Source organism: Campylobacter sp. RM9334 (genome assembly GCF_020138145.1).
Classification (GTDB): Bacteria; Campylobacterota; Campylobacteria; order Campylobacterales; family Campylobacteraceae; genus Campylobacter_E.
In genome coordinates this window covers 13,915-38,100 of record NZ_JACGAX010000001.1, presented here as the reverse complement: position 1 = coordinate 38,100, position 24,186 = coordinate 13,915, and the positions used below count along the sequence as shown (strand labels likewise).

Sequence of the window (24,186 nt, the reverse complement as noted above, 5' to 3'; positions counted from 1 at the left end):
TATGAACACAATTTTTATCGCAATTCAATTTATTTTAGTAGTTATTATTTGTGCTTGCGTTCTTATGCAAAAAAGCTCAAGTATAGGCTTAGGTGCTTATAGTGGTTCTAATGAGAGCTTATTTGGAGCTAAAGGTCCTGCTGGTTTTTTAGCAAAATTTACTTTTATTATAGGAGTTTTGCTAGTAGCTAATACTATTTATTTAAGCTATAGTTATAACACTAAAACTGGTGAAAGTCTAGTAAATAAACTAGAAAATGCTAGCAAACAACTTAATGACACTAATCAGCCTAAAGCATTACCAGAATCAATTAAATAAAAGGAATACTAATGTTAAATGATATTTATTCAAAACAAAAAGAACAAAATGAAAAAGCTCATAATTCTTTAAAAAAAGATTTTATGACTTTAAGAACAGGTAAAGTAAATATTTCTATATTAGATAATGTTTTTGTAGATTATTATGGAACTCCAACTCCATTAAATCAAGTTGCAACCGTGTTGGCAACTGATGCAACGACAATTACTATTAGTCCTTGGGAAAAATCTATGATTAAGGCTATAGATACTGCTATAAAAGCAGCAAATATCGGTGTAAATCCTAATGCTGATGCTGATGGAGTTAAATTATTTTTCCCACCAATGACTAAAGAGCAAAGAGAAGAAAATGCTAAAGCTGCAAAAGCAATGGGAGAAAAATGCAAAGTAGCTATTAGAAATATTAGAAAAGACGCTAATGACGCTGTAAAAAAATTAGAAAAAGATAAAGCAGTAAGCGAAGATGAAGCCAAAAAAGCTTACGATGAAGTTCAAAAATTAACAGATGCGGCAATAGCTAAGACTGATGAATTAGTTAAAGAAAAAGAAACACAATTACTTAAAGTTTAAAAATGGCAAAGGCTAAGGTAAGTTTAGCTAGCCTTTATGATAAATTAAAAGCTGGCATTGTTGATATGTTTATGATAATGATGCCAATACAATACTTCACTACCTATATCTTAGTAGGTAGTGCTAGTGAGTATAGACAAAATCAATCTTTTATATTATTTGCAACCATTACTTATCTTTTAGTTTTATTTTTACTTTTATTTTTTAAAGGTCAGAGTTTAGGGTATAAATATTTAGGTTTGCATTTAAGAAATAAAAATGGTAAAAAAGCAAGTTTATTTCAAGTTTTTATTAGATTGGTATTGTTTGTGCTTACATTTTCTTTATTATTTGGTATTTTATTTCCATTTTTTAGAAAAGATAGGCAATATATACACGATTTATTTTCAAACACAATAGTCCTTAAGGAGAACAAATGATGGATAGAAAAAGAATTTATAATCCACAAAGTAATGAAGATTTAACATCAAGAAGAGTATTTGGTGGAAATCCACAAGGTATATTAAATTTTACAAAAGCAAAATATGAGTGGGCTTTAAAATTATGGGATTTAATGGAAGCTAATACTTGGTTTCCTAGAGAAGTTGATACTACAAAAGATGCACTTGATTATAAATGTAATTTAACTTCAAGTGAAAAAAGAATGTATGATTTAGTATGGAGCCAACTAATTTCTATGGATAGTTTTCAAACCAATAACCTTGCCGATAATATCAACCCTTATATAACAGCTCCAGAGATTAATGCAGTATTAGCAAGACAAGCTTACGAAGAAGCAAATCATTCAAAAAGTTATGCGGTAATGGTTGAAGCTATTTGTGATGACACTGATTTAATATATGAAATGGAAAAGCACGACGCTACTTTAAGAAAGAAAAATGATTTTATTTCAAGTTTATATGAAGAACTTGCAGGAGATGTAACTGATGAAAAGTTACTATATGCAATGGTTGCGAATCAAATTCTAGAAGGAATTTATTTTTATAGTGGCTTTACTGCAATTTACGCACTAGCTCGTGCAGGTAAAATGCTAGGTTCTGCTCAAATGGTAAGATTTATTCAAAGAGATGAAATCACTCACTTATTGTTGTTTCAAAATATGATTAATTCAGTTAGAAAAGAAAGACCTGATTTATTTAATGAAAAAACAATTGCTAAAATTTATGAAATGTTTGAAAGAGCTGCAGAGCTTGAAATTGAATGGGGTAAATACATTACTCAAAATCAAATTATGGGCTTTACTGACGATATAATTACTGAATATATTCATTATTTAGTAGATTTAAGACTTAGCTCAATCGGACTTGATAAAAAATATAATGCAAAACATCCTATTAAATGGGTTGATGACTTTTCTAAATTTAACGACCAAAAGAGTAACTTTTTTGAAAGTAAAGTTACAAATTATAGTAAAGGAAGCTTGAGTTTTGATGATTTTTAAGGATATTTACGAACAGCAAAAATGTGCTAGACTTGCTGAGAATATTGCAAATGAAGTTAATATTAGCAATGAGATTAAACAAGCATTTGCTAATACACCAAGAGAAATTTTTATGCCTATGAGTAATTTTGCTTATGAGCTTCACGCAATGCCGCTTAGCTCAAATCAATGGATTAGCTCACCAATAACAGTAGCAAAGATGACAGCAGCACTAGAGCCTGTTGGTGCTGATAGTGTGCTTGAGATTGGTTGTGGTAGCGGGTATCAAGCTGCACTTTTGAGTAATCTTATTAGAAGAGTTTTTTCTCTTGAGAGAATAAAGGAATTATCAAATAAAGCAATAAAAAATCTTGATACAATCAAGGCAAATGTATATGTTCGCCACGCTGATGGAAATAATGGGCTTAAAAATTATGCACCTTATGAGAGAATTTTACTATCTGCATATACAAATAAAGTTCCTGATGTATTATTTACTCAACTTGAAGTTGGTGGAATTTTAGTAGCTCCTGTTGGAAATGAAAATAAACAATATATTACTAAATATATTAAGCATAAAGATAGAATAGAAGAAATCATTCTTGATTCTTGCATTTTTGTTCCTATGTTAAGTGGTGTTGAATAGTAATTTAACATCACTTTTTAATCTTTATTTTTACTCAAAATATTTTTAATCTACATTTATTTGTATAATTAGCTTAATAAGGTAAAAATTATCCTTTGTAAAGAAAAATTAATTTTAAAAATATATAATCGAAACTTTATTTAAAAATTAAGGACAAATTGAGTCAATGAATAAGGTTTTCTTATCATTTGTTGTTAGTGGTAGCTTACTAGCATCAAATTATAAGCTAGTTCCATTGAGTGCTGATGGAGTAGCTTTATCTAGCTCAAATTTAGCAAAGAGTTTTAGTGCCGATGCGGCTTTTATAAATCCAGCAAATATGGGATTTTTAGGACAAAATCCACAATTGCATTTTAGTTCAAATTTTTACAATGCTGCTGGCTCAAGATTTACAAATGAATTGGTAAATGGTTTAGATGGCGAACCATATTATAACGCCACTGATGCACACGGAAAAGAGTTTTCGTTCTTTATACCAACACTTGCATTTGTTTATCCTATTAACGAGCAACATTTTGTTGGATTTGCAGGTTATACTGATTTTGCTGCTGTTTATGGATGGAATAGTGATTATGCAAAAGCACTTGCTAATAATATGGATATTCGTGGTGGAACTGCAGCTATTTCCTATGCTTATAAGCCTATTGATGAATTAAGTTTGGGTGCAAGTTTAACATTAAATCATACTAGAATCAAATTTAATATTTTAAAAGATAATGCAAAAAATCCTAGATATATTCCAGCAGATATTAGTAGTGTAAATAGAGTTTGGGTTGATGAAAAAGGTAATGCACATCCTTATTCTTGGGTATATGAAGGAGATGCTAGGGTAGATAATGGTTATAAATTTGGATACAAATTATCTTTAACTTATGTTCCTAAATATTTTGATGATAAATTAAGATTTTCATTACTTTACAATTCTTCTTATAAAAATAAGTTTGAAGGTAATATTGATTTTAAAATGTCAAAGTTTGGAATGTTTGATTTTGCAAATAATTTATCTCCAAAAAATCAAGAACAATTTAATTCTATGCAAATGTCTATTCAAGAGTTAGCAGCTATGAGTATTGGATTGGCTGGTCTTATGAGTGAAGTATATAAAATAGACCCTAACACTGGTTCTATAGTTGGAACTTTACCTACTCAAGATAGTAAAGTTGGTTATAATGGTTATGTGAGTGCTAATTTCTTATATCCTGCTAATGCTAATTTTGGTATTGCCTATGAATATGGTAAACACGAGTTTATGTTTAATATGGGAAGAACATTTTGGAGTAAAGCAAAAACATTGGATTTAAAAATAAATTCACCAGAAATTCCACAATCATTAAAGCTCGCAACAATGCAATTTATGCAAAAGTGTGCAGCATCTGGTAATGATTGTAATACTATTGAAGGTTTTCAAAAAGTTGCTATGAGTATAGGTGCTACTTTAGACCCTAAAGATAAGCAAGCTATTGAAGAGTATTTTTTATCATCATTTTTACAAAGTAGTTTAGAACAAGGTTGGAGAGATACAACATTACTTAGCTTTGGTTATAGATATAACTATGATAAAGAATTATCGCTTATGCTAGGTTTTTCTACAGAAGATAGTCCAGTAAGACGCGAGAAAATAAGCTTTTTAGCAAAAGATAGTAGAATGTATATGTATTCTTTAGGACTTGAATATAGATTAAACAAAAACTTAAAAGTAACAGGAGCGGGAGCATATCAACACTATGCTGATGTTAAAGTAAATAATGTTACTGATAATATTTTGATACAGACTAAAGGTAAGTTTTCAAATCAATCAAATCAGATTGTAAATGTTGGTATCAATTATGAGTTTTAATTAAAGGATGTAAATGCAAAATTATTATGAATACTTAGAACATTATTCTAATTTAAGTAGAGTTGCTATTTTTGATGCAAATGGAAAAATAAGCTTTAAAGAGTTAAAAACTCATGTAGATAAAATGATAGCTTTTTTGCAAAATCAAGGCGTTAAAAGTGGTGATAATGTAGCTTTTATTATGAGTAATTGTAAAGAATTTATGATTTTATATTTTGCAATAGCATCTTTAAAAGCAGTCGCAGTTCCTATTAATACTATGCTAAAATGTGAAGAATATGAGTATATTATTAAAGACTGCGATGCAAAATTATTAATAGTTTCAAAAGATATTAAAGAAGCTGCTGAATTAGCTAATGAATTTAAAGATATTTTAATATACCATTCTTTTGATGATAATTTAAAAGATGGATATTTAGCGAGTTATTTAGATTATGCACCTGTTTATAATTTTAAGTGTGAAGCTAGTATTGATGATAGCGTTCATATAATTTATACTTCAGGAACAACAGGTCTTCCTAAAGGAGTTTTATTAAGCTATAAAAATATTTTATCAAATATCAAATCAGCTCAACACGATTTTAAAATAAAATCATCAGATAGAGCCATAGCGTATTTGCCTATGTTTCATAGTTTTACTTTAACAGCAGTTTGTTTATTACCTTTACTTTCGGGTTGTTCGCTTGTAATTGAGCGTTCTGTTTTACCTTTTTCAAATGTTATAAAACAAATTCTATTAAAAAGAGTTACGATATTATTTTCAGTTCCTGTGATACTAAATGCTTTATTAAAGGCAAAGTTACCTTGGTATTTTATGTGGTTTCATAAAATTAGAATTATAGTATCAGGCTCTAGTGCCTTAAGTGAAGGAACTCTTAAAGCCTATAAGGAAAAATTTAAAAGAACCGCAGTTTTAGAAGGCTATGGATTAAGCGAATGTTCTCCAGTAGTTGCGGTAAATCGCCTAGATAAGCAAAAGGTTAATTCAGTAGGTTTGCCATTACACGGGTATCAAGTAAAAGTAGTAGATGATGATTTAAAAGAATTACCTATCGGAGAAGTAGGGGAGTTAATCGTAAAGGGTGATTGTGTAATGCAAGGCTATTACAATAAACCTGAATTAACCAATGAAGTAATAGAAGGCGAGTGGCTTAAAACAGGTGATATTGCAAGACTTGATGAAGATGGATTTATTTATATAGTAGATAGGAAAAAAGACATAATAATTGCAAAGGGGATTAATATATATCCAAGAGAAATTGAAGATATTATTATGCAATTAGATGAAATTGATTCTTGTGCTGTTATAGGTGTTAAGGATAGTGATTTAGATGAAAGCGTTGTTGCTTATGTTTGTTTAAAAGAAGGTGCTAAACTAAGTGCTCAAGAAATTCAAAAGTATCTTAAAAAGTATTTAGCAAATTATAAAGTTCCTAAAACTATAATTTTTAAGTGCGAATTACCAAAAAATGCTGCTGGAAAAGTATTGAAAAAAGAATTAAAAAAAGAGTTAGAAATTGGAAAAAATTAAAGAGTTTTTAAGTAATAATTACGAAGAGAGTTTTTTATATTTAAAGTTATTAAATCAAGGTCTATCTAAAGAAGCGTGCATTATATTAAGAACAATGCTAAATAAAACTATAAAATCTCGTTTCGGGATAAAGTTTCATAGTATTGTAGAAGATGCTTTTAATGCTAATACTACCGCTCAAATGGTTTCATATTTACCAAATTTCGTTGAGTTATATGAGAAAAAATTTATTCAAGAAGCAAGCGGAAAGCAGTTTAATTATAAAGATAATGCAGGGCTTATTTTATTTCAATCAATAGCACTTACAAGATATGCTCATGTATTTTTTAACCTTGCTAATGAATTTGATGGGGCAAGATTAATTAGTGATAATGAATTAGAAGAATATAAACATAAGCCTTATACTGATTTAAGCGTTTATTTAAATGATTGCTTTGATATGATTGATGCTAGGATTAAATTAGAGTTTTTAACTTCGGATTTAAGACTTGATTTGATTAATACAAGGCTTAAAAATAGCCCAAAATTTCATAATCCTTTTAATGAAATTATGAAAGATTATGATTTGAGTGCTGAAGAAACTCTTATATTAATGGCTTTATTAAAAGAAGAATTAACAGGCTCTAAAAAACCACTTCATTATGAAGAATTATTAAGCATAATCAACCCTTATCAATTAGAAAAGATTAGAAATTATGAATTGTTAAGTGATGATTCTAAGTTGCTTAGCAATGAATTAATTGAATATGTTGGTAATGATAATAGATTTATTATAAGTGATAATGCGTTAAAATACTTTTTCCCAAATAAAGGCGAAAATATTAAAGCTATTGTAGAAGAATTAAATTTCTTTGAATATTTAGAAATAAATGAAATAGATTTAATAGTTAGTAAAGATATTAGCGATTTGGCAACAAGTCTTAAAAAACGCTCAACCAAAAGTGTGGCAAAAAGATTGAAAGATTGGGGCATAGTAAAAGATGATGTTTTAAGAGCTAATATAATTTTTTATGGACCTCCAGGCACTGGTAAGACTATGAGTGCTAGTTATTTAGCAAAAACTTTAAAAAGAGAAATTATCACACTAGATTGTTCTAAAGTATTAGATAAGTATGTAGGAGAGAGTGAGAAAAATGTTCGTGCTATTTTTGATAATTATAAAATAATTAGCAAAAGCGTTAAAACTCCGCCTATTTTATTATTAAACGAGGCTGATCAATTCTTAAGCACTAGAAGTGTAGCAAGTCACGGAAGTGAATTAATGCATAATCAAATGCAAAATATTTTCTTAGAACAACTAGAAAAATTTGATGGCATTGTAATAGCTACAACTAACTTTTTAGATAGTTTAGACCCAGCATTTTCAAGGAGATTTGAGTATAAAATCAAATTCTCAAATCCAACAGAAATAGAGCGTGAGAAGATTTGGAAATTACACTTACCAAAAAATGCGGAATTTGAATCAGGATTTAAAGTAGAAGATTTAAAAAGTTATGAATTAAGTGGAGCACAGATTAAAATGGTTGTTAAAAATACTGCTATAAAAGTTGCTCAAGGCGATGGAATTTTTAGATTAGATGATTTTAAAGAAAGTATTCAAAAAGAACTAAATAGCGATTTTTCTAAAGAAATTAAAATGGGCTTTAATTAATCAATAGCCCTTATAATAAAATAAACTACGAAAGGAAAATCCAGTGAATATTATTAAAAAAGCTCTAACATTTGAAGATGTATTATTGGTTCCGCAATATTCAGAAGTTTTACCAAAAGAAGTTGATATTAGCACAAAACTTACTAAAAATATTAATTTAAATATGCCTTTAATTTCGGCTGCTATGGATACGGTTACAGAGCATAGGGCTGCAATAATGATGGCAAGGCTTGGTGGAATTGGAATAATTCATAAAAATATGGATATTGAAAGCCAAGTAAGAGAAATAATCAGGGTTAAAAAAAGTGAAAGTGGTATTATATATGACCCTGTTTATGTTAATACTAAAGCAAAGGTAAGTGATGCTTTAGCTATTATGAATGAATATAGTATTTCAGGTGTTCCTGTTGTAGATAATGATAAAAAATTATTAGGAATTTTAACTAATCGTGATTTGAGATTTGAGACTGATTTTTCAAAAATAGTTGATGAAGTAATGACAAAAATGCCTTTAATTACTGCTAAAAAAGGCTGCACCTTAGATGAAGCTGAAGTAATTTTTAGTAAAAATAAAATAGAAAAATTGCCTTTAGTAGATGAGAGTAATACTCTTTGTGGTCTTATTACTATAAAGGATTTAAAAAAGCGTAAAGAATATCCAAATGCAAATAAGGATAAATTAGGAAGATTAGTAGTAGGTGCTGCTATTGGAGTAGGGCAACTTGATAGGGCTAGAGCTTTAGTAAATGCAGGTGTTGATGTCTTGGTTATGGATAGTGCTCACGGACATAGTAAAGGCATAATTGATACTTTAAAAGAAATCAAAAAAGAATTAAATATAGATGTAATAGTAGGCAATATCGCTAATCCTAAGGCGGTTAGGGATTTAGCATTAGCAGGAGCAGATGCTATAAAGGTTGGTATTGGACCAGGTAGTATTTGCACTACTCGTATAGTAAGTGGAGTTGGAGTGCCGCAAATTACTGCTATTAGTGATTGTGCTGAAGCTGCTAAAGAGTTTAATGTGCCTATAATTGCTGATGGTGGGATAAAGTATTCAGGAGATATTGCAAAGGCTCTTGCAGCAGGTGCAAGTAGTGTAATGATAGGCTCGCTTTTAGCAGGGACTGATGAAAGTCCAGGAGAATTTATCACATATCAAGGAAGACAATATAAATCGTATCGCGGTATGGGTAGCTTAGGGGCTATGGCAAAGGGTAGTTCTGATAGATATTTTCAAGAAGGAACAGCAAAAGAAAAGCTAGTGCCAGAAGGAATTGAAGGAAGAGTTCCACATACTGGAAGTATTAAAAATGTAGTGTTTCAATTACTTGGTGGTCTTAGAAGCTCAATGGGTTATAACGGAGCTATAAATATAAAAGATTTTCAAGAAAAAGCCGAGTTTGTAGAAATTACTAGTGCAGGGCTTAAAGAAAGCCATGTTCATGATGTAACAATCACTGCAGAAGCACCAAATTATAAGGTAAATCAATGAAAAAAACTTACGAACAAATCTGTGAAATTTTAGATGAAAAATTAAAAATAATTGAAGATGAGCAAACGCCTTTGTTTGATTTAGTAGATGCGTATAAAGATGGTATGAAACTAATAAATGAAGCTAGAGAATTGTTAGATAAGGCTAGTAAAGATATTGAAGAATTTGAACAAACTAAACAAAATAATTCTTTAAGTATTGATACAGAAAGATTGCCATTTTGAAAATAGCAGCACTTCAACTAAGCACTCAAGCTTTAAGTAATGCAAGGCTTGATTATTATTTAAGAATTTGCGAGCAAAAAGATGTTAGATTAGTAGCGTTAGGCGAGTATGTTTTAAATAATTTTTTTACTGAATTAAAGCAAATGCCAGTTGATTTAGTAAAAGAGCAAAGCAAGGTAAAACTAGAAGCCTTAAAAGAATATAGTGCTAAATATAATTTATGTATAGTTGCTCCTATAATTCTTAGCACTAATAAAGGTTTTAATAAAACTTGCTTAGTAGCAAATAAAGGTAAAATCAAATATATAAATCAGCAAGTTTTTATGCCGTATTCACATTGGAATGAAAAGGATTTTTTTATAAATTCAACAAAAGCTATTAAATTGCATACTTTTAAATGTGATAATTTTAAAATAGGTGTTTTATTTGGCTATGAAATACATTTTGATGAGTTTTTTAAAAAGGCAAATGAATTAGATTTATTGATAATTCCTACGGCAAATACTTATAATTCAAATTCTAGATGGTGCGAACTTATTAAAATGAGAGCATTTTTAAATAATACTAATATTTTAAGAGTAAATCGTATTGGTGTTAGCGAAGTAGATGAATTAGAGTGGAATTTTTATGGTAATAGTTTTTTATGCAATGCTTATGGAGATATAGTTCAAGAATTAAGCGACGCTGAAGAAGTATTAATTTCTGAAATTAGCAAACCTAGTGAAGCTGCTAAATTTTGGCAATTTAAGGAAGTAAGAAATGAAATCAACAAGCGACTTTTATGAAAGACAAACTTTATTATTAAAAGATAAGCAAAAGAATTTAGAAAACAAAGAAATCATAATAATAGGTGCAGGCGGTCTTGGCTCAAGTATAGCATACGCACTTGCTAGTAGTGGTATAAAGAGTATTAGTGTAGTTGATTTTGATATAGTTAGCTTTAGCAATATTCAAAGGCAAATTATGTTTAATTTTAACGATGAAGGTAAAGCTAAGGTTGATTGTTTTAATAAATTAAAAGAGCGTTCATTTTGTGATATAAAAACTTATAAAATGAGTGCGGCAGAATTTTTTGCTACTAAACCTAGTGCTGATTTGATTATGGATGCGACCGATAATTTATCAGTTAGAGCTGAAATTGATAATTACGCTAAAGCTAATAATATTCCTTGGATTTTTGCTAGTGTTGAAGAGTTTTTCATAAGTGCTAGTATTGTAAAAAATAAAAAAATAGCATTCAAAAATGAAATAAAAAGGATAAAACCTCAAGCAACTCCATTTGTTATGTTTAGTGCTACTTTTGCAAGTATTTTGGCATTAAAATATCTAGCAGGTTATGAAGTAAAACTTGATTATTTATATTATTTTGATTTTTCAAAAGATATTTTAAATCTTAATAAGTTTAATTTATGAACCATCAAGAAAAATCATTTTTTTTATTAATATTTGCTGTAGTTATCTGGGGAGCATCGTTTTTACCTACTAAGTGGGTATTAAACTATATAAATAGCTATGAATTATTATTTTATAGATTTTTATTAGCTTCTATTGTGTTTTTTTTCTTGGTTAAAAATGATATTTTAAAACATTACAAAACTACTTATTTATATGGATTAATCACTGGTTTTTGTATGGCGTTTGCCTTTATTTTTCAAACCCAAGCACTAAGCTTTACTCAAAGCTCTAATGTGGCTTTTCTAACTGGTTTAGAAGGAATTATTGCTCCATTTTTATGCTTTTTTATAAGCAAAGCAAAGCTTAGTTTTAAGATATTTTTCCTAGCTTTACTTGCTTGTTTTGGTATGTTTTTATTTAGTGATGCGAATTTTGATAATTTTGGAAAAGGCGAATATTTAGCGATAATTTGTGCTGTGTTTTTTGCACTTTTAGTGGCTTTAAATGATAAATTTTTAAAATCAAATGATTTAAATACCTTTATATTTTTTCAATTTGTAGGTAGCACGATAATGTATTTATTATCGGCTTTAATTTTTGCTGATTTAAGTTTAACTCCTATTTTAAATTCTAAGGTTTTTATACTTATTTTAGTATCAGCATTGGTATTTACAATATTTTGTTTTTTTGCTCAAAATTACGCTCAAAAGCACCTTCATCCAAGTAAAGTCGCATTGATTTTACTACTTGAGCCAATTTCGGCTGGAATTTTAGGAAGTTTTTATGGAGAAGTATTTACAATTTTACAATTATTAGGAGCAGGGTTAATTTTGATTGCTCTAGCATTTTCTTAAAGGATTTTTATGAAAAAAATATTTTTTATTGGTATTGGTGGCATTGGTCTTAGTGCGTTGGCTAGATTTTTAAATGAGCGTGGAATTAGTGTTTTAGGAAGCGATGTTTATGAGAGTGAATTAGTAAAAGAATTAAGAGCAGAAGGAATTGCGGTTTTTATAGGTCATAGTGCATCAAATTTAAGCAACGATATTGATTTGGTAGTGCATTCAGCAGTAATTCGTGAAAACAATCCTGAAATAAAAAAAGCAAAAGAACTAGGCATAAGAGTTCTATCAAGAAAAGAAGCCTTGCCACTTATTTTAGAAAACAAAATGCTTTTTGCAGTTGCAGGTGCACACGGCAAAAGCACTACAAGTAGTATCCTAGCAAATATTTTGCAAAGCTCTTTTATAATCGGTGCAGTGGATAAAAGAGCTGGTAAAAATATGGTGTATAAAACTAGTGAAAAATTAGTTTTTGAAGCTGATGAGAGTGATAGTTCGTTTTTGAATTTAAATCCTGCTTTAAGTATAGTAACTAATGCTGAACCTGAACATTTAGAGCATTATAATCACGATTTAAACGCTTTTTATAAAGCTTATACAGACTTTTTAAAACAAAGCAAAATTAGAGTAATTAATGCTGAAGATGAGTTTTTAGCTACAATTGATTTAGATTGTGAAAGACTAGTGCCTAGCGAAGATATTAAAAACTTAGAATTTGAAGTTAAGGATTATTTGCCTTTTATATCTTTTGATTTAAGAGATTTTGGTCGTTTTAGCGTGCAAGGTCATAGCGAATGTATAGCTATTGATACTGCTTTAGCAATACTTGCTGCTAGGTGTGTTGGACTAAGCCTAAGTGAGATTAAGCAAAATTTAAAAGATTTTTGTGGTATTAAAAAGCGTTTTGATGTTTTATATGCTAGTAAGGATTTTGTAATAATTGATGATTACGCTCATCATCCAACCGAAGTAAGAGAGACTAAAAAAGGCATATTTTCTTATGCAAAAGCACTAAATTTAGATGATACTATAGCGATTTGGCAACCGCATAAATACACAAGATTGCTTGATAATTTAGAAGGTTTTAAAACTTGTTTTGAAGGTTTTTCAAAGCTATTTATTTTGCCTGTTTATAGTGCTAATGAAGATGAAATTAAAATTGATTTAATTAAGCATTTTCCTAATGCTTGTTTTGTTACAGATGCAAAAAGAGTTAATAATTCTTTAAAATTATTTAGTAATTTAGGAGAAATTACTTTAGATAAAGGCGTAGTGGTTGGATTTAACGCAGGTGATTTGACCTATAAATTAAGGGGCTTAAAATGATTAGATTTGCAATATTTTTAATATTGTTTTTTGCATTAATTGGTGTTTGTATTTATTATAAAAATCATTTTAATTCTAAGCTTTATGTGGCTGTTATTTCATTAATAGTTGTTACTTTTATAGTTGGTTTTATATATACTAGCCTAGATAATTCAAGTGGAGCTTTAAAGCAAGAGATTTTAAATATTTATAATTCAGGCAAGGATTTAGATTGTCAAGGTATCAAAATCAATATCAAAACTCACGGATTTAACAACGGAACTTCAGTATTTATAGATAATACTAACAATCAAAAAATAGATATGTTTATTTGCAAATAATTTTAAGAATTTAATTAAAGCCTAAATAATAAAGGCTTTAATTATTTTAACTATCTTTAAAATATATTTTAGCAGCAAAGCTTACTGCTAAAATTATCATTGAACTTATTAATAAAATTGAAACCAACATTTTTTACCCCTTTAAAAATATCTATAAAGCACAGCATTAATTCCACTTGGCATATCGCTTGTGCTTTCTAATTCTTCAATTTCTTCATATTTTTTACGAGCTTTTTGTTGCTCTTGATGATTTGAACCTTCTTTTTTATCTCCAAAATTCATAGCAAGACCCGTAAAGCCCATATTTACAAGGCTATTTTTAAATTCTTGCTGATTTGCTATGAAAAGATTTAGAGTATTTGCATTATTTGAATTAAGATTTATATGCAAGTTGTTTCCCCTTGCAATCATAGTGACATTAACTTCTCCTAATTCTTTAGGATTTAAATTAATGCTAACTTTATGGCTTGGAGCTTTGAATTTTTCTATTTCTTCTTTAAAATCTCTTGTAAAATTATCAATTACTAATTTAGTTTGTTCTTTACTAAGTTCTTTATTAGGATTTAAAAAATCAACTTTAAGATTTTGTGGTAGATTTAGCTTTTCTTTATTATCTTGAGTTTGGCTTGAGTTTTCATCTAAATTATCTTGCAAATTTTCTTCTACTATATTTAATTCAGGTAGAATTTTATTTTCATTTTCTTTTGTTTCTTGGGTTTGAATTTGAGTTTTATTTGCTTGAATTTGTATATCTTTTATATCATTTTTAATTGTGTTCGGAGTGATTTTTGGACTTTGTGTTTCTATATCTTTTGAAACGATTTTAAATGCTTCTTCTTTTATATCTTTAGTTTGTTTTTTATCATCATTTGCAATTTTGCTTAATAACTCATTTAAAGCCCCAGTTTTTAGAGTTTTTTCAGCGTTGATAATAGGTTCGTTTGTATTATTAGATACAATTTTTTCACTTTTTACTGATAATAAACTTTCTAAATTTGGTTTTTTAATTTCAGTATTTTTTAAATTCTCTTCAATTTTTGTATTTTTGTTTAATGCGTGTGAGAAGAAATTTTGCTCATATAATTTAGGATATGGTTTAGCAAAAATTTGCTCGTTATATTCATTATTTTTAATTTTTTCATAAGTTATATTGCTAAGCCCTAATTTATGCTCTTTTGCAAGTTCTACTAATGAATGAACGCTATTTGTATTTGCAAAACTTTCTAAACTAGCTTTATTATTAACAATATTTTTTAAGTTAAAAAAATCATTTAATTTTACATTTTTTTTATCTTGCTTTAATATGTCTAAAAAATCTAAAATCTGAACGAAATTCAAATCATCTAAAAGTTCTTTTCCATATTCAACATCTTCCATAGAAGTCTTAATATCTTGCATAATTTCAGCATCACTTATTTGCAATCTTTTAGGTAAAAATTCATTCATTTCTTTTGCATTTTGCACTATTTTTGATACTTTATCTTGTAGAGTTTTTGGATTTTGTAAAAGACTTGCTAATAAATTTGGCTCTTGTTTGCTTGTTTTTTCATTTAATAAAGTTGAAGCTAGATTTATATTACTAAATTGTTTTACATCTTTATTTTTTATTTCATTTTTTGCTTTAAATACATTTTGCATTACCAATAAATTTTTAGTATCTTTTACATCGGTTTGATTAAATAATAAATCAGCAAAACCTTCTCCGCCAGACTTTTTAGAGCCTTTACCTTTTTTAGAATTTAGATTTTTTACATCTTGTAAAATTAATAAATCTTTCATAATAATCCTTGTTTAAAACTTGATGAGATTTAGCAAAATTCGTTCCAAGTTTTTGTGATTTCATATTTAAAAATTAACCTAAATTAATTAAACTTTTACTTTAAAATCAAGGAGAAAACATTGAGTATTAGAAATATAGCAGTAATCGCACACGTTGATCATGGTAAGACTACAATGGTTGATCAGTTATTAAAACAATCAGGAACATTTAGCGAAAGAGACCAAGTTGATGAACGCGTTATGGATAGTAATGATATTGAAAAAGAGCGTGGAATTACAATTCTTTCAAAAAACACAGCAATTAATTATAAAGGCACAAAAATTAACATAATTGATACTCCAGGCCACGCAGATTTTGGTGGAGAAGTTGAGCGTGTTTTAAAGATGATTGATGGGGTTTTATTAATCGTTGATGCTCAAGAAGGTGTTATGCCACAAACTAAATTCGTTGTTAAAAAAGCATTAGCATTAGGTCTTAGACCAATAGTTGTGGTAAATAAAATAGACAAAGCTGCAGCTGAACCTGATAGAGTAATTAATGAAGTATTTGACCTTTTTGCTGCACTTGATGCAACTGATGAGCAATTAGATTTCCCTGTAATTTATGCAATTGGAAAAGAAGGTATTGCAAAAAATGAATTAGATGATGATAGTAAGGATATGCAACCTTTATTTGACAAGATAATTGAGCATGTTCCAGCACCAAGTGGTAGTAATGAAAATCCTTTACAATTACAAGTATTTACATTAGGTTATGATAACTTCGTTGGTAAAATTGGAATTGCTAGAATTTTTAATGGAACAATTTCAAAAAATCAAAATGTAATGTTAGCTAAGGCTGATGGGACAAAACACACAGGAAGAATTTCAAAACTAATTGGATTTTTAGGTTTAGAAAAAATGGATATTGATAGTGCTAGCACAGGAGATATCGTAGCAATTGCAGGTTTTGATGCTTTAGATGTTGGAGATAGCGTAGTTGATCCTAGCAATCCTATGCCACTTGATCCACTACATATAGAAGAACCTACTTTAAGCGTTGTATTTAGCGTAAATGATGGACCTTTAGCAGGAACTGAAGGAAAGCATGTTACAAGTAATAAAATTGCTGAAAGATTAGAAAGCGAAATGAAGACAAATATCGCTATGAAATATGAAAATATTGGCGAAGGTAAGTTTAAAGTAAGTGGTCGTGGTGAATTACAAATTACGATTTTAGCTGAAAATATGAGAAGAGAAGGTTTTGAGTTTTGTCTTGGACGCCCTGAAGTTATCGTAAAAATTGAAAATGGAGTTAAAACAGAGCCTTTTGAAAATCTAGTTATTGATGTTCCTGATGAGTTTAGTGGAACGGTTATTGAAAAGCTTGGAAGAAGAAGAGCTGAGATGAAAAGTATGGTTCCAACAGGAGATGGACAAACTAGACTTGAGTTTGAAATTCCTGCTCGTGGGCTAATTGGATTTAGAAGTCAGTTTTTAACAGATACAAAAGGTGAAGGTATAATGAATCATAGTTTTATGGAATTTAGACCTTTTGTTGGTAGTGTTGAAAAACGCCAAAATGGAGCATTAGTGAGTATGGAAAATGGTGTTGCATTAGCTTATTCATTATGGAATCTTCAAGATAGGGGTGTTTTATTTATAGACCCTCAAGCAAAAACTTATGTTGGTATGATTATAGGCGAGCATAGTCGTCCGAATGACCTTGATGTAAATCCTATAAAAGGTAAAAACCTAACCAATGTTCGTGCTAGTGGTAGTGATGATGCTATTAAATTAGTTCCACCTAGAAAACCTACTTTAGAGCGTGCTATGGAGTGGATTGAAGAAGATGAATTAGTAGAAGTAACTCCAATTAATATTCGTATTAGAAAGCGTTATTTAGACCCAACTCTAAGACGCCGTATGGAAAAATCTAAATCTTAATTTTTATTCTTTCTATTCTAAATCTTTTAAAGAATTTAGAATAGAAAATTAAAATGTTTGAAAATAAAGCTTTTAAGACTTCTGTTAAGCAAAAACAATTAAAATTAAAAGATTATGAAAAAAGCAAAACCTATTAGAATGTGTATTATTTGCAAGATTAGAAAAAATCAAACTGATTTAAAGCGTTTTCAAGTGTCTTTAAATGAAGTTTTATTTCAATTTAATAGCGGTAGAAGTATGTATTTATGTGATGAATGCCTTAAAAAAGATGATAGTGATTTTTTAAAGTCTTTGCAAAAAGTTATAAAAATTAATATAGATAAAAAAGAACTTGCTAGTAAATTAAAAGAAAGGTTTTTAAATGGCGAATATAAAAATTAGTGAAATAGCAGCGGAATTAGGTTATCAAAATAAAGAAACTTTAGAAAAAATTAATGAATTAGGATTTGATTATAAATCACCTCAAAAAGCTGTAAGTGAAGATGTAGCAGCAGCAATATATGAGTATTTAAAAAATGGAACAATTCAACAAATTTTAAAAGATGAAGTTGCAAAATCAAGTAAAAGTGCCAAAAAATCTAGTACAAAATCAACTACTTCTAAAACAACAAAAAGTAAAACTGAAAAAGCTGAAAAAAGTACAAAGACTGAAAAGATTGAAAAAACAAAAAAAACTGAAAGCAAACAAAAAGAAATTCTTAAAGAAGAAACCAAAGAAGATAAACAAGAAACTAAAGAAGAAAAAATAGTAGAAGAAAAAATCACTAAGGTAGAAGTTAAAGAAGAAATGAAAAGCAAAGAAATAGCAAAAGAAGAATTAGTGCAAGAAGAACCTGTAAGTCTTGCAAGAAGTGGGCTTGAAAAACGCCGTGGCTTAGTAATCATTAAGAAGAAAAATGCAGTAAAAGAAGAAGTTAAAGAAGAGGTTAAGCCTAAAGCTCAATCAAAAGAGCCCGTATCGTTTGCTTCAATATTTAGCACAGATGAAAGCTTAAAAAAGAAAAAAGCTAAAAAAATAGTTCCAGCAGCAAGAAAAGAAAGTTCATCTAAGATGGATTTTGATACTAATTTTGCAGAGATTAATGATGATGAAGATGATGTTGTGGTTATGCCTGATTTTTCATTTAATGAAAGAAAAGAAGATATTGAAAAGCCTGCAAAGGCACAAACTTCATTAAGAAGTGCATTTAATAACCAAATCAATCAATTTACAAATACTTCAATAGCAAGGTCTCGCCGTAAAAAATCAAAAGCATATAAAAAAGAACAAAGTAGCGAAGAAATTACAAGTATTAAAATTCCTAAAGAAATAAGACTTTATGAATTAGCAGAGAAGTTAGGTAAAAAAGATAGTGAATTAATTTCAAAATTATTTATGCAAGGAATGATGACTACTAAAAATGATTTCTTAGATGAAGAAACTATTGAGATTTTAGGACTTGAGTTTGGAATTGAAATAAGCTTTTTTGATGAGACTGCACAATTTGATTATGTTGCTGATTATGAAGAAAATCAAGAAGAATTAAAAGATATTAAAGTTCCTGTTGTAACAATTATGGGTCATGTTGATCATGGTAAGACAAGTTTGCTTGATTATATTAGAAATAGTCGTGTAGCAAGTGGCGAAGCAGGTGGAATTACTCAGCACGTTGGTGCTTATATGGTTAATAAAAATGGTAAAAATATAACCTTTATTGATACTCCAGGTCACGAAGCATTTTCAGCTATGAGAGCTAGGGGTGCTAGTGTTACTGATATAGTAATTATCGTTGTAGCTGCTGATGATGGTGTAAAACCACAAACAAAAGAAGCAATTTCGCATGCAAAAGCAGCGGGTGTTCCAATCATCATCGCTGTTAATAAAATAGATAAAGAAGCAGCAAATCCTGATAGAGTTAAAACTCAATTAGCAGAGCTTGATATTATGCCAACTGAGTGGGGTGGAAGTCATGAATTCGTTCATATTAGTGCTTTAAAGGGAACTGGAATTGAAGATTTACTTGAAATTATCTTATTACAAGCTGAAATTTTAGAGCTTAAAGCAAATAAGAATACAGCTGCAAAAGCAAATATAGTTGAAAGTTCTTTACAAAAAGGTCGTGGTGTAGTAACTACTGTGATTATGGAAAATGGAACGCTAAGAGTAGGAGATACCGTTGTAGCAGGCATTGCTTATGGTAGGGTAAAAAGTATTACAGATAGCAAAGGTAACGCACTAAAAGAGATTTTACCAGGCGAGTGTGGTGTAATTATGGGTCTTAATGAAATTCCTGATGCAGGTGAGACTTTAATTAGTGTTGCAACTGATAAAGAAGCAAGAGATTATGCACAAAAACGCCACGAATATTTAAGACAAAAAGAATTAAGCAAATCAACAAAAGTAAGCCTTGATGAATTAAGTGCAAAAATTAAAGAAGGGAATTTAAAATCATTACCTGTTATTTTAAAAGCCGATGTAGGTGGAACATTAGAAGCTATTAGAGGAAGTCTTGAAAAGCTTTCAAATGATGAGGTAAAAGTTGATATTGTTTTAGGTGGTGTTGGTGGAATATCTCAAGGAGATATTGCTTTAGCACAAGCTAGTGGTGGTGTTATAGTTGGCTTTAATGTTCGTCCAACAGGGGATATTAAGGAAAAAGCAAAAGAAGCTAAGGTTGAGATTAAAACATATAATGTAATTTACAATTTAATTGATGAAATTAAGGCTATTTTAGGTGGTTTAATGAGTCCTATTATTAGCGAAGAGCAACTCGGACAAGCTGAAATTAGACAAGTAATCAATGTGCCAAAAGTAGGACAAATAGCAGGATGTATGGTAACTGATGGAAGTATAGTAAGAGGGGCTAAAATCCGTGTTATTCGTGAAGGTGTTGTAGTGTTTGAAGGAGAGATTAGCTCACTTAAACGCTTTAAAGACGACGCTAGAGAAGTTAGCAAAGGTTATGAATGTGGTGTTGGTATCGTTGGATTTAATGATATGAGAGAAGGCGATTTTATAGAAAGTTATAAAGAAGTTCAAAGTAAGGCTAGTTTATAATGAATGATAAAGCACAAATAAAACGCCTAAGAACACAAAGTTTGCTAAAGGAATTAGTAGGAGAAGCTTTAGCAAACTTAGATGATCCTTTATTAAGTGGTCTATTAGTAAATGATGTAGATTGTAAAAAGGGTCGTTATGATGCTTTTATATATTTAGATAAAATGTCGCTTACAAAAGATGAACAAAATTTAATTCTTTCTAAGCTAAAAAGAGTTAGTAAAGTATTGCAAGCTCATTGCTTAGGAGCGCTTGGTATGTATAGATGTCCAAATTTTCATTTTAGGTTTGACGATAGTTTAGATAAAATTAATAGAATAGAAGAATTATTTAAGCAAATTAATAAGGAAAAGAAATAAATGGAGCTAGAGAATTTAGCTAAACAGCTTAATTTAGTGATTTATGATACTGAATTAGCAAAAGAAGGCAATAACTTTATTTATAGAATTTTCATCTTAAAAGATGGAGAAAATAAATCAGTTAGCCTTGATGATTGCGAGCAATTTAGTAGATTGATTTCTCCTATACTTGATTTAAATCCACCTACAGATGAAAAATACTTTTTAGAAGTAAGCTCTCCTGGACTTGAAAGAAAGCTTACTAAAATAGAGCATTTCAAACTTAGTATAGGTGAGATATTAAAAATTAAAACTAAAGAAAAAGAAGAAATTATCTCAAAATTACTTAGTGCTGATGATGAAAAAATCACTTTAGAAGATGGCACAATTTTAAACTACGCAGATATTAAATCTACAAAAACTTATATCTATTGGTAAGGCAAAGCCTTACCTATATACTCTTACTCAAATTAATAATCATTAACAAAATCAAAATTAGAAATAAAAAAAACAAAGAAATTTAAAGGAATTTAATGAAAACTATTACAAAAAAAGATACAAAAACCTTAGCATTAAGTGCATTAGGTGGGACATTAGAATTTTATGATTTTATTATATTTGCATTATTTACTCCGTATTTTACACATCATTTTTTTCCAAAAGAGCTTGATGAGAGTATAAAATTATTAAATACTTATGGAGCTTTTGCTGCAGGGTATTTAGCTCGTCCATTAGGTGGAGTTATAATGGCACATTTTGGCGATAAGTTTGGTAGGAAAAATATGTTTTTATTAAGCATTATTTTAATGGTAATTCCTACATTTATTTTTGCGATTATGCCTACTTATGAGCAAATTGGCTATTTTGCTATTGCTATTTTATTAGCTATTAGATTAGTTCAAGGCGTTGCAATTGGTGGAGAGTTACCTGGTGCTTGGGCTTTTATATATGAGCATAGTCCTGATAATAAAAAGGCATTATTTTTAGGAGTTTTAACTAGTGGGGTTTGTGGTGGTATTACTTTAGGAGCTTTAAGTGCGTTATTGCTTCAACTAAATTTCACAGAAGATGAAATAAAAGATTATGCGTATAGAATTCCTTTCTTAATCGGTGGTATTTTTGGTCTAATTAGCATTTATCTTAGAAGATTTTTGCAAGAAACTCCTATTTTTAAGCAACTTCAAGCTGAAAAGCAATTAAGCGATTTTCCTATAAAATCAGTCATTAAAGATTATAAAATGGAAATAATTTTATCAATGTTTTTAACTATTGTTCTTACTGCTTGTGTTTTAGTATTTTTAATAATGATGCCTAATTTTATGAAAGGTATTTTAAATATCAATCCTGCTTTAAATACTAGCTTGCAAATTATTGCTAGTGTTAGTATGATGATTGGACTTGTTGTTTGCGGGGCATTGGCTGATAGATTTAAAGCTAGTTTAATTTGCAAAATTTTTGCTATTTTATTAGTTTTTACTAGCACTATGTATTTTTATTCTTTATATGTTTTAAAGGATTTTGCTTCAACTTGTATATTTTATTTTGCTTCGGCGTTTTTTGGTGGTATTGTTAATTTTACATCATTATTTATGTGTAGGCTTTATAAGGCTAGTATTAGATATACAGGCATAGGATTTTCTTATAATTTAGCTTATGCGATAGCAGGATTTTTAACTCCAATTATCGTAGTTCAATCACACGGAAAATTTGATATTGGTAGTGGATATTACATTATTTTCATATGCTTAATGGCTTTTTTAAATTCTGTATTTTTTGACAAAATTATGAAAAATAAAAAATAAAGAATTTGATTTTAAGATAAACTCTAAAAATTTTTAGAAGTTTATCTTATTTTGGAATAAGTTTTGCTTTTATCAAAATATAAAATATTTAAGGAAAGTTATGCAAAACGGATTTTATCAAGCTACAGGAGCAATGGTTACTCAACTAAATCGCTTAAATGTTATCTCTAATAATTTAGCTAATGTAAATACTGCAGGTTATAAAAGAGATAATGTAGTAATCGCTGATTTTAAAAGGCTTTATGATGAAGAAATGCAAAATATGCCAATTGATAATCATACAAAACAAGCTGCAAAATACATAAATCAAACCATAAATAGAGTTCCTAATATTGATATAGAATACACAGATTTTAGCGTAGGTGCAATCCGTCCGACCAACAATCCTTTAGATATTGCAATCAAAAGAAGTGATTGTTTTTTTATGGTTCGCTCATCAGATGGTAGTGTGAAATTTAGCAAAAATGGAGCATTTAGCCTAGATGAAGATGGCTTTATAGTTACAAAAAATGGAGATAGATTATTAAGCTCAAATTATTTTGAAGACCCTGCAAATGATGGCATTCAAGTAGGAGATAATCAAAGATTAACTATTGATTCAGATGGAAATGTCTATTTAGATGGTGAAGTAGCAAATAGGATTTTTGTAGCTAGGATGGATGATACAAGGGATTTAGAAAAGATAGGAGATAATCTTTATAAATTAGATGATTTAACTAAAATGCAAGATTTTGAGGGTTCAAATGCGCTTGCGAGTGGGTTTTTAGAAATGAGTAATGTAAATGCCGTTAATGAAATGGTAGGTCTTATAGAAACTCATCGTTTAGTTGAAATGTATCAAAAAGTAATGACTAGCCATATGGATGAGCTAAATAGCGACGCAATAAATAAATTAGCAAATGTTAAATAGGAGTAAAAATGCTTAGGTCTTTATATACAGCAGCAACAGGAATGATAGCACAGCAAACACAAATTGATACAACATCTCATAATATTGCCAATGTAAATACTATGGGATACAAAAAAAATAGAGCAGAATTTGCTGATTTAATGTATCAAGTAATGGAATACGCAGGCACTAGCACAAGCACAACAACGCAAAGTCCAACAGGTATTGAAGTAGGTCTTGGAGTTCGCCCAACAGCAATTACAAAACAATTTACACAAGGTTATTTTAAAGAAACAGGCAATCAATTAGATATGGTAATAGCAGGTAATGGTTTTTTCCAAGTTCAGTTACCTGATGGCACTACGGCATATACAAGAAATGGTGCTTTTAAGCTAGATAGTGAAGGAACTATCGTAAATAGTGATGGATATAGATTAATCCCTGAAATTACAATTCCTGAAGATGCAGTTGCTATTGGGATAGGAACTGATGGGGTTGTAAGTGTAATTCAAGCGGGTAATCCTGAAGCAGTGCAACTAGGTCAAATTGAATTGGCAAACTTCATAAATCCTAGTGGCTTACACGCATTAGGAGATAATAATTTCCTTGAAACTAGTGCTAGTGGAGCAGTTGTAGTTGGCACGGGTGGGACTAATGGTTTTGGTCAAATTAAGCAAAACTTCGTAGAGATGAGTAACGTGCAATTAGTAGAAGAAATGACTGATTTAATCACAGGTCAAAGAGCTTATGAAGCAAACTCTAAAGCAATCACTACAAGTGATGAAATGCTATCAATCGTAAATGGACTTAAAAGATAAATAATATAGATTGAAATTCTTA

The 24,186-nt window shown here is 29.4% G+C and carries 24 protein-coding genes; 23 read left to right on the top strand and 1 reads right to left on the bottom strand.

Annotated features, from left to right (window positions below; all coding sequences use genetic code 11):
* Position 1: 1 nt before the first annotated feature.
* The 15 genes from secG to AVBRAN9334_RS00130 all read left to right on the top strand — a co-directional run bounded on the left by secG (position 2) and on the right by AVBRAN9334_RS00130 (position 13,575).
* Positions 2–319 (top strand): preprotein translocase subunit SecG, encoded by a 318-nt coding sequence (gene secG / locus AVBRAN9334_RS00200; RefSeq protein WP_214116856.1) that lies wholly within the window; start codon positions 2–4, stop codon positions 317–319.
* A gap of 11 nt (positions 320–330) precedes the next feature.
* Positions 331–888, top strand: a complete 558-nt coding sequence (gene frr / locus AVBRAN9334_RS00195) for a ribosome recycling factor (RefSeq protein WP_214116854.1) — start codon at positions 331–333, stop codon at positions 886–888.
* A gap of 2 nt (positions 889–890) precedes the next feature.
* Entirely contained in the window at positions 891–1,307 is a 417-nt protein-coding gene (locus tag AVBRAN9334_RS00190; protein ID WP_214116851.1) for an RDD family protein, read from the top strand.
* Positions 1,307–2,329 carry a ribonucleotide-diphosphate reductase subunit beta gene (locus AVBRAN9334_RS00185; RefSeq protein ID WP_214117055.1) on the top strand — a complete coding sequence of 341 codons (1,023 nt, stop codon included), beginning with the start codon at positions 1,307–1,309 and terminating at the stop codon, positions 2,327–2,329. The genes AVBRAN9334_RS00190 and AVBRAN9334_RS00185 overlap by 1 nt, the downstream gene beginning before the upstream one ends.
* On the top strand, positions 2,319–2,954 hold the full coding sequence (locus AVBRAN9334_RS00180; RefSeq protein ID WP_336606696.1) for a protein-L-isoaspartate(D-aspartate) O-methyltransferase: 636 nt from the start codon (positions 2,319–2,321) through the stop codon (positions 2,952–2,954). The genes AVBRAN9334_RS00185 and AVBRAN9334_RS00180 overlap by 11 nt, the downstream gene beginning before the upstream one ends.
* 166 nt (positions 2,955–3,120) lie before the next feature.
* Positions 3,121–4,791, top strand: a complete 1,671-nt coding sequence (locus AVBRAN9334_RS00175; protein ID WP_336606695.1) for an OmpP1/FadL family transporter — start codon at positions 3,121–3,123, stop codon at positions 4,789–4,791.
* 13 nt (positions 4,792–4,804) lie between these two features.
* Entirely contained in the window at positions 4,805–6,322 is a 1,518-nt protein-coding gene (locus tag AVBRAN9334_RS00170; protein ID WP_336606694.1) for a long-chain-fatty-acid--CoA ligase, read from the top strand.
* Positions 6,309–7,973: an AAA family ATPase gene (locus tag AVBRAN9334_RS00165; RefSeq protein ID WP_239803048.1), complete on the top strand. Its 1,665-nt coding sequence runs from the start codon at positions 6,309–6,311 to the stop codon at positions 7,971–7,973. Before AVBRAN9334_RS00170 ends, AVBRAN9334_RS00165 begins: the two co-directional genes overlap by 14 nt.
* A gap of 43 nt (positions 7,974–8,016) precedes the next feature.
* Positions 8,017–9,468 (top strand): IMP dehydrogenase, encoded by a 1,452-nt coding sequence (gene guaB / locus AVBRAN9334_RS00160; protein ID WP_336606693.1) that lies wholly within the window; start codon positions 8,017–8,019, stop codon positions 9,466–9,468.
* Positions 9,465–9,692: an exodeoxyribonuclease VII small subunit gene (locus AVBRAN9334_RS00155; RefSeq protein WP_214116840.1), complete on the top strand. Its 228-nt coding sequence runs from the start codon at positions 9,465–9,467 to the stop codon at positions 9,690–9,692. Before guaB ends, AVBRAN9334_RS00155 begins: the two co-directional genes overlap by 4 nt.
* Positions 9,686–10,477, top strand: a complete 792-nt coding sequence (locus tag AVBRAN9334_RS00150) for a carbon-nitrogen hydrolase family protein (RefSeq protein WP_214119803.1) — start codon at positions 9,686–9,688, stop codon at positions 10,475–10,477. The genes AVBRAN9334_RS00155 and AVBRAN9334_RS00150 overlap by 7 nt, the downstream gene beginning before the upstream one ends.
* Positions 10,452–11,105, top strand: a complete 654-nt coding sequence (locus AVBRAN9334_RS00145; protein ID WP_214116838.1) for a HesA/MoeB/ThiF family protein — start codon at positions 10,452–10,454, stop codon at positions 11,103–11,105. The genes AVBRAN9334_RS00150 and AVBRAN9334_RS00145 overlap by 26 nt, the downstream gene beginning before the upstream one ends.
* Positions 11,102–11,941, top strand: coding sequence for a DMT family transporter (locus AVBRAN9334_RS00140; protein WP_336606692.1), 840 nt, complete (start codon positions 11,102–11,104; stop codon positions 11,939–11,941). Before AVBRAN9334_RS00145 ends, AVBRAN9334_RS00140 begins: the two co-directional genes overlap by 4 nt.
* Positions 11,942–11,950: 9 nt before the next feature.
* A complete protein-coding gene (gene murC, locus AVBRAN9334_RS00135) occupies positions 11,951–13,255 on the top strand; it encodes a UDP-N-acetylmuramate--L-alanine ligase (protein WP_336606691.1) in 1,305 nt (434 codons plus the stop codon).
* Complete coding sequence (locus tag AVBRAN9334_RS00130) at positions 13,252–13,575, top strand: hypothetical protein (protein WP_214116831.1); 324 nt, start codon at positions 13,252–13,254, stop codon at positions 13,573–13,575. Before murC ends, AVBRAN9334_RS00130 begins: the two co-directional genes overlap by 4 nt.
* A 141-nt stretch (positions 13,576–13,716) precedes the next feature.
* Here AVBRAN9334_RS00130 and fliK read toward each other — a convergent pair whose 3' ends face one another.
* On the bottom strand, positions 13,717–15,354 hold the full coding sequence (gene fliK, locus AVBRAN9334_RS00125) for a flagellar hook-length control protein FliK (protein ID WP_336606690.1): 1,638 nt from the start codon (positions 15,352–15,354) through the stop codon (positions 13,717–13,719).
* Between the two features lie 120 nt (positions 15,355–15,474).
* On the opposite strand from fliK, the gene typA reads away from it, so the two are divergent.
* The 8 genes from typA to flgG all read left to right on the top strand — a co-directional run bounded on the left by typA (position 15,475) and on the right by flgG (position 24,164).
* Positions 15,475–17,280 (top strand): translational GTPase TypA, encoded by a 1,806-nt coding sequence (typA, locus tag AVBRAN9334_RS00120; protein ID WP_214116827.1) that lies wholly within the window; start codon positions 15,475–15,477, stop codon positions 17,278–17,280.
* 114 nt (positions 17,281–17,394) lie between these two features.
* On the top strand, positions 17,395–17,661 hold the full coding sequence (locus AVBRAN9334_RS00115) for a DUF448 domain-containing protein (RefSeq protein ID WP_214116825.1): 267 nt from the start codon (positions 17,395–17,397) through the stop codon (positions 17,659–17,661).
* Complete coding sequence (infB, locus tag AVBRAN9334_RS00110) at positions 17,642–20,317, top strand: translation initiation factor IF-2 (protein WP_336606689.1); 2,676 nt, start codon at positions 17,642–17,644, stop codon at positions 20,315–20,317. The genes AVBRAN9334_RS00115 and infB overlap by 20 nt, the downstream gene beginning before the upstream one ends.
* The gene (gene rbfA, locus AVBRAN9334_RS00105; RefSeq protein WP_336606688.1) at positions 20,317–20,676 is read left to right on the top strand and encodes a 30S ribosome-binding factor RbfA; all 360 of its coding nucleotides are present in this window, start codon (positions 20,317–20,319) and stop codon (positions 20,674–20,676) included. Before infB ends, rbfA begins: the two co-directional genes overlap by 1 nt.
* A complete protein-coding gene (locus AVBRAN9334_RS00100) occupies positions 20,677–21,093 on the top strand; it encodes a ribosome maturation factor (RefSeq protein ID WP_214116819.1) in 417 nt (138 codons plus the stop codon).
* A 95-nt stretch (positions 21,094–21,188) separates the two neighbouring features.
* Positions 21,189–22,457, top strand: coding sequence for an MFS transporter (locus AVBRAN9334_RS00095; RefSeq protein ID WP_336606687.1), 1,269 nt, complete (start codon positions 21,189–21,191; stop codon positions 22,455–22,457).
* Positions 22,458–22,557: 100 nt separating this feature from the next.
* Positions 22,558–23,367, top strand: coding sequence for a flagellar hook-basal body protein (locus AVBRAN9334_RS00090; protein ID WP_214116815.1), 810 nt, complete (start codon positions 22,558–22,560; stop codon positions 23,365–23,367).
* Between the two features lie 8 nt (positions 23,368–23,375).
* Positions 23,376–24,164, top strand: coding sequence for a flagellar basal-body rod protein FlgG (gene flgG, locus AVBRAN9334_RS00085; protein ID WP_214116814.1), 789 nt, complete (start codon positions 23,376–23,378; stop codon positions 24,162–24,164).
* Positions 24,165–24,186: the final 22 nt, after the last annotated feature.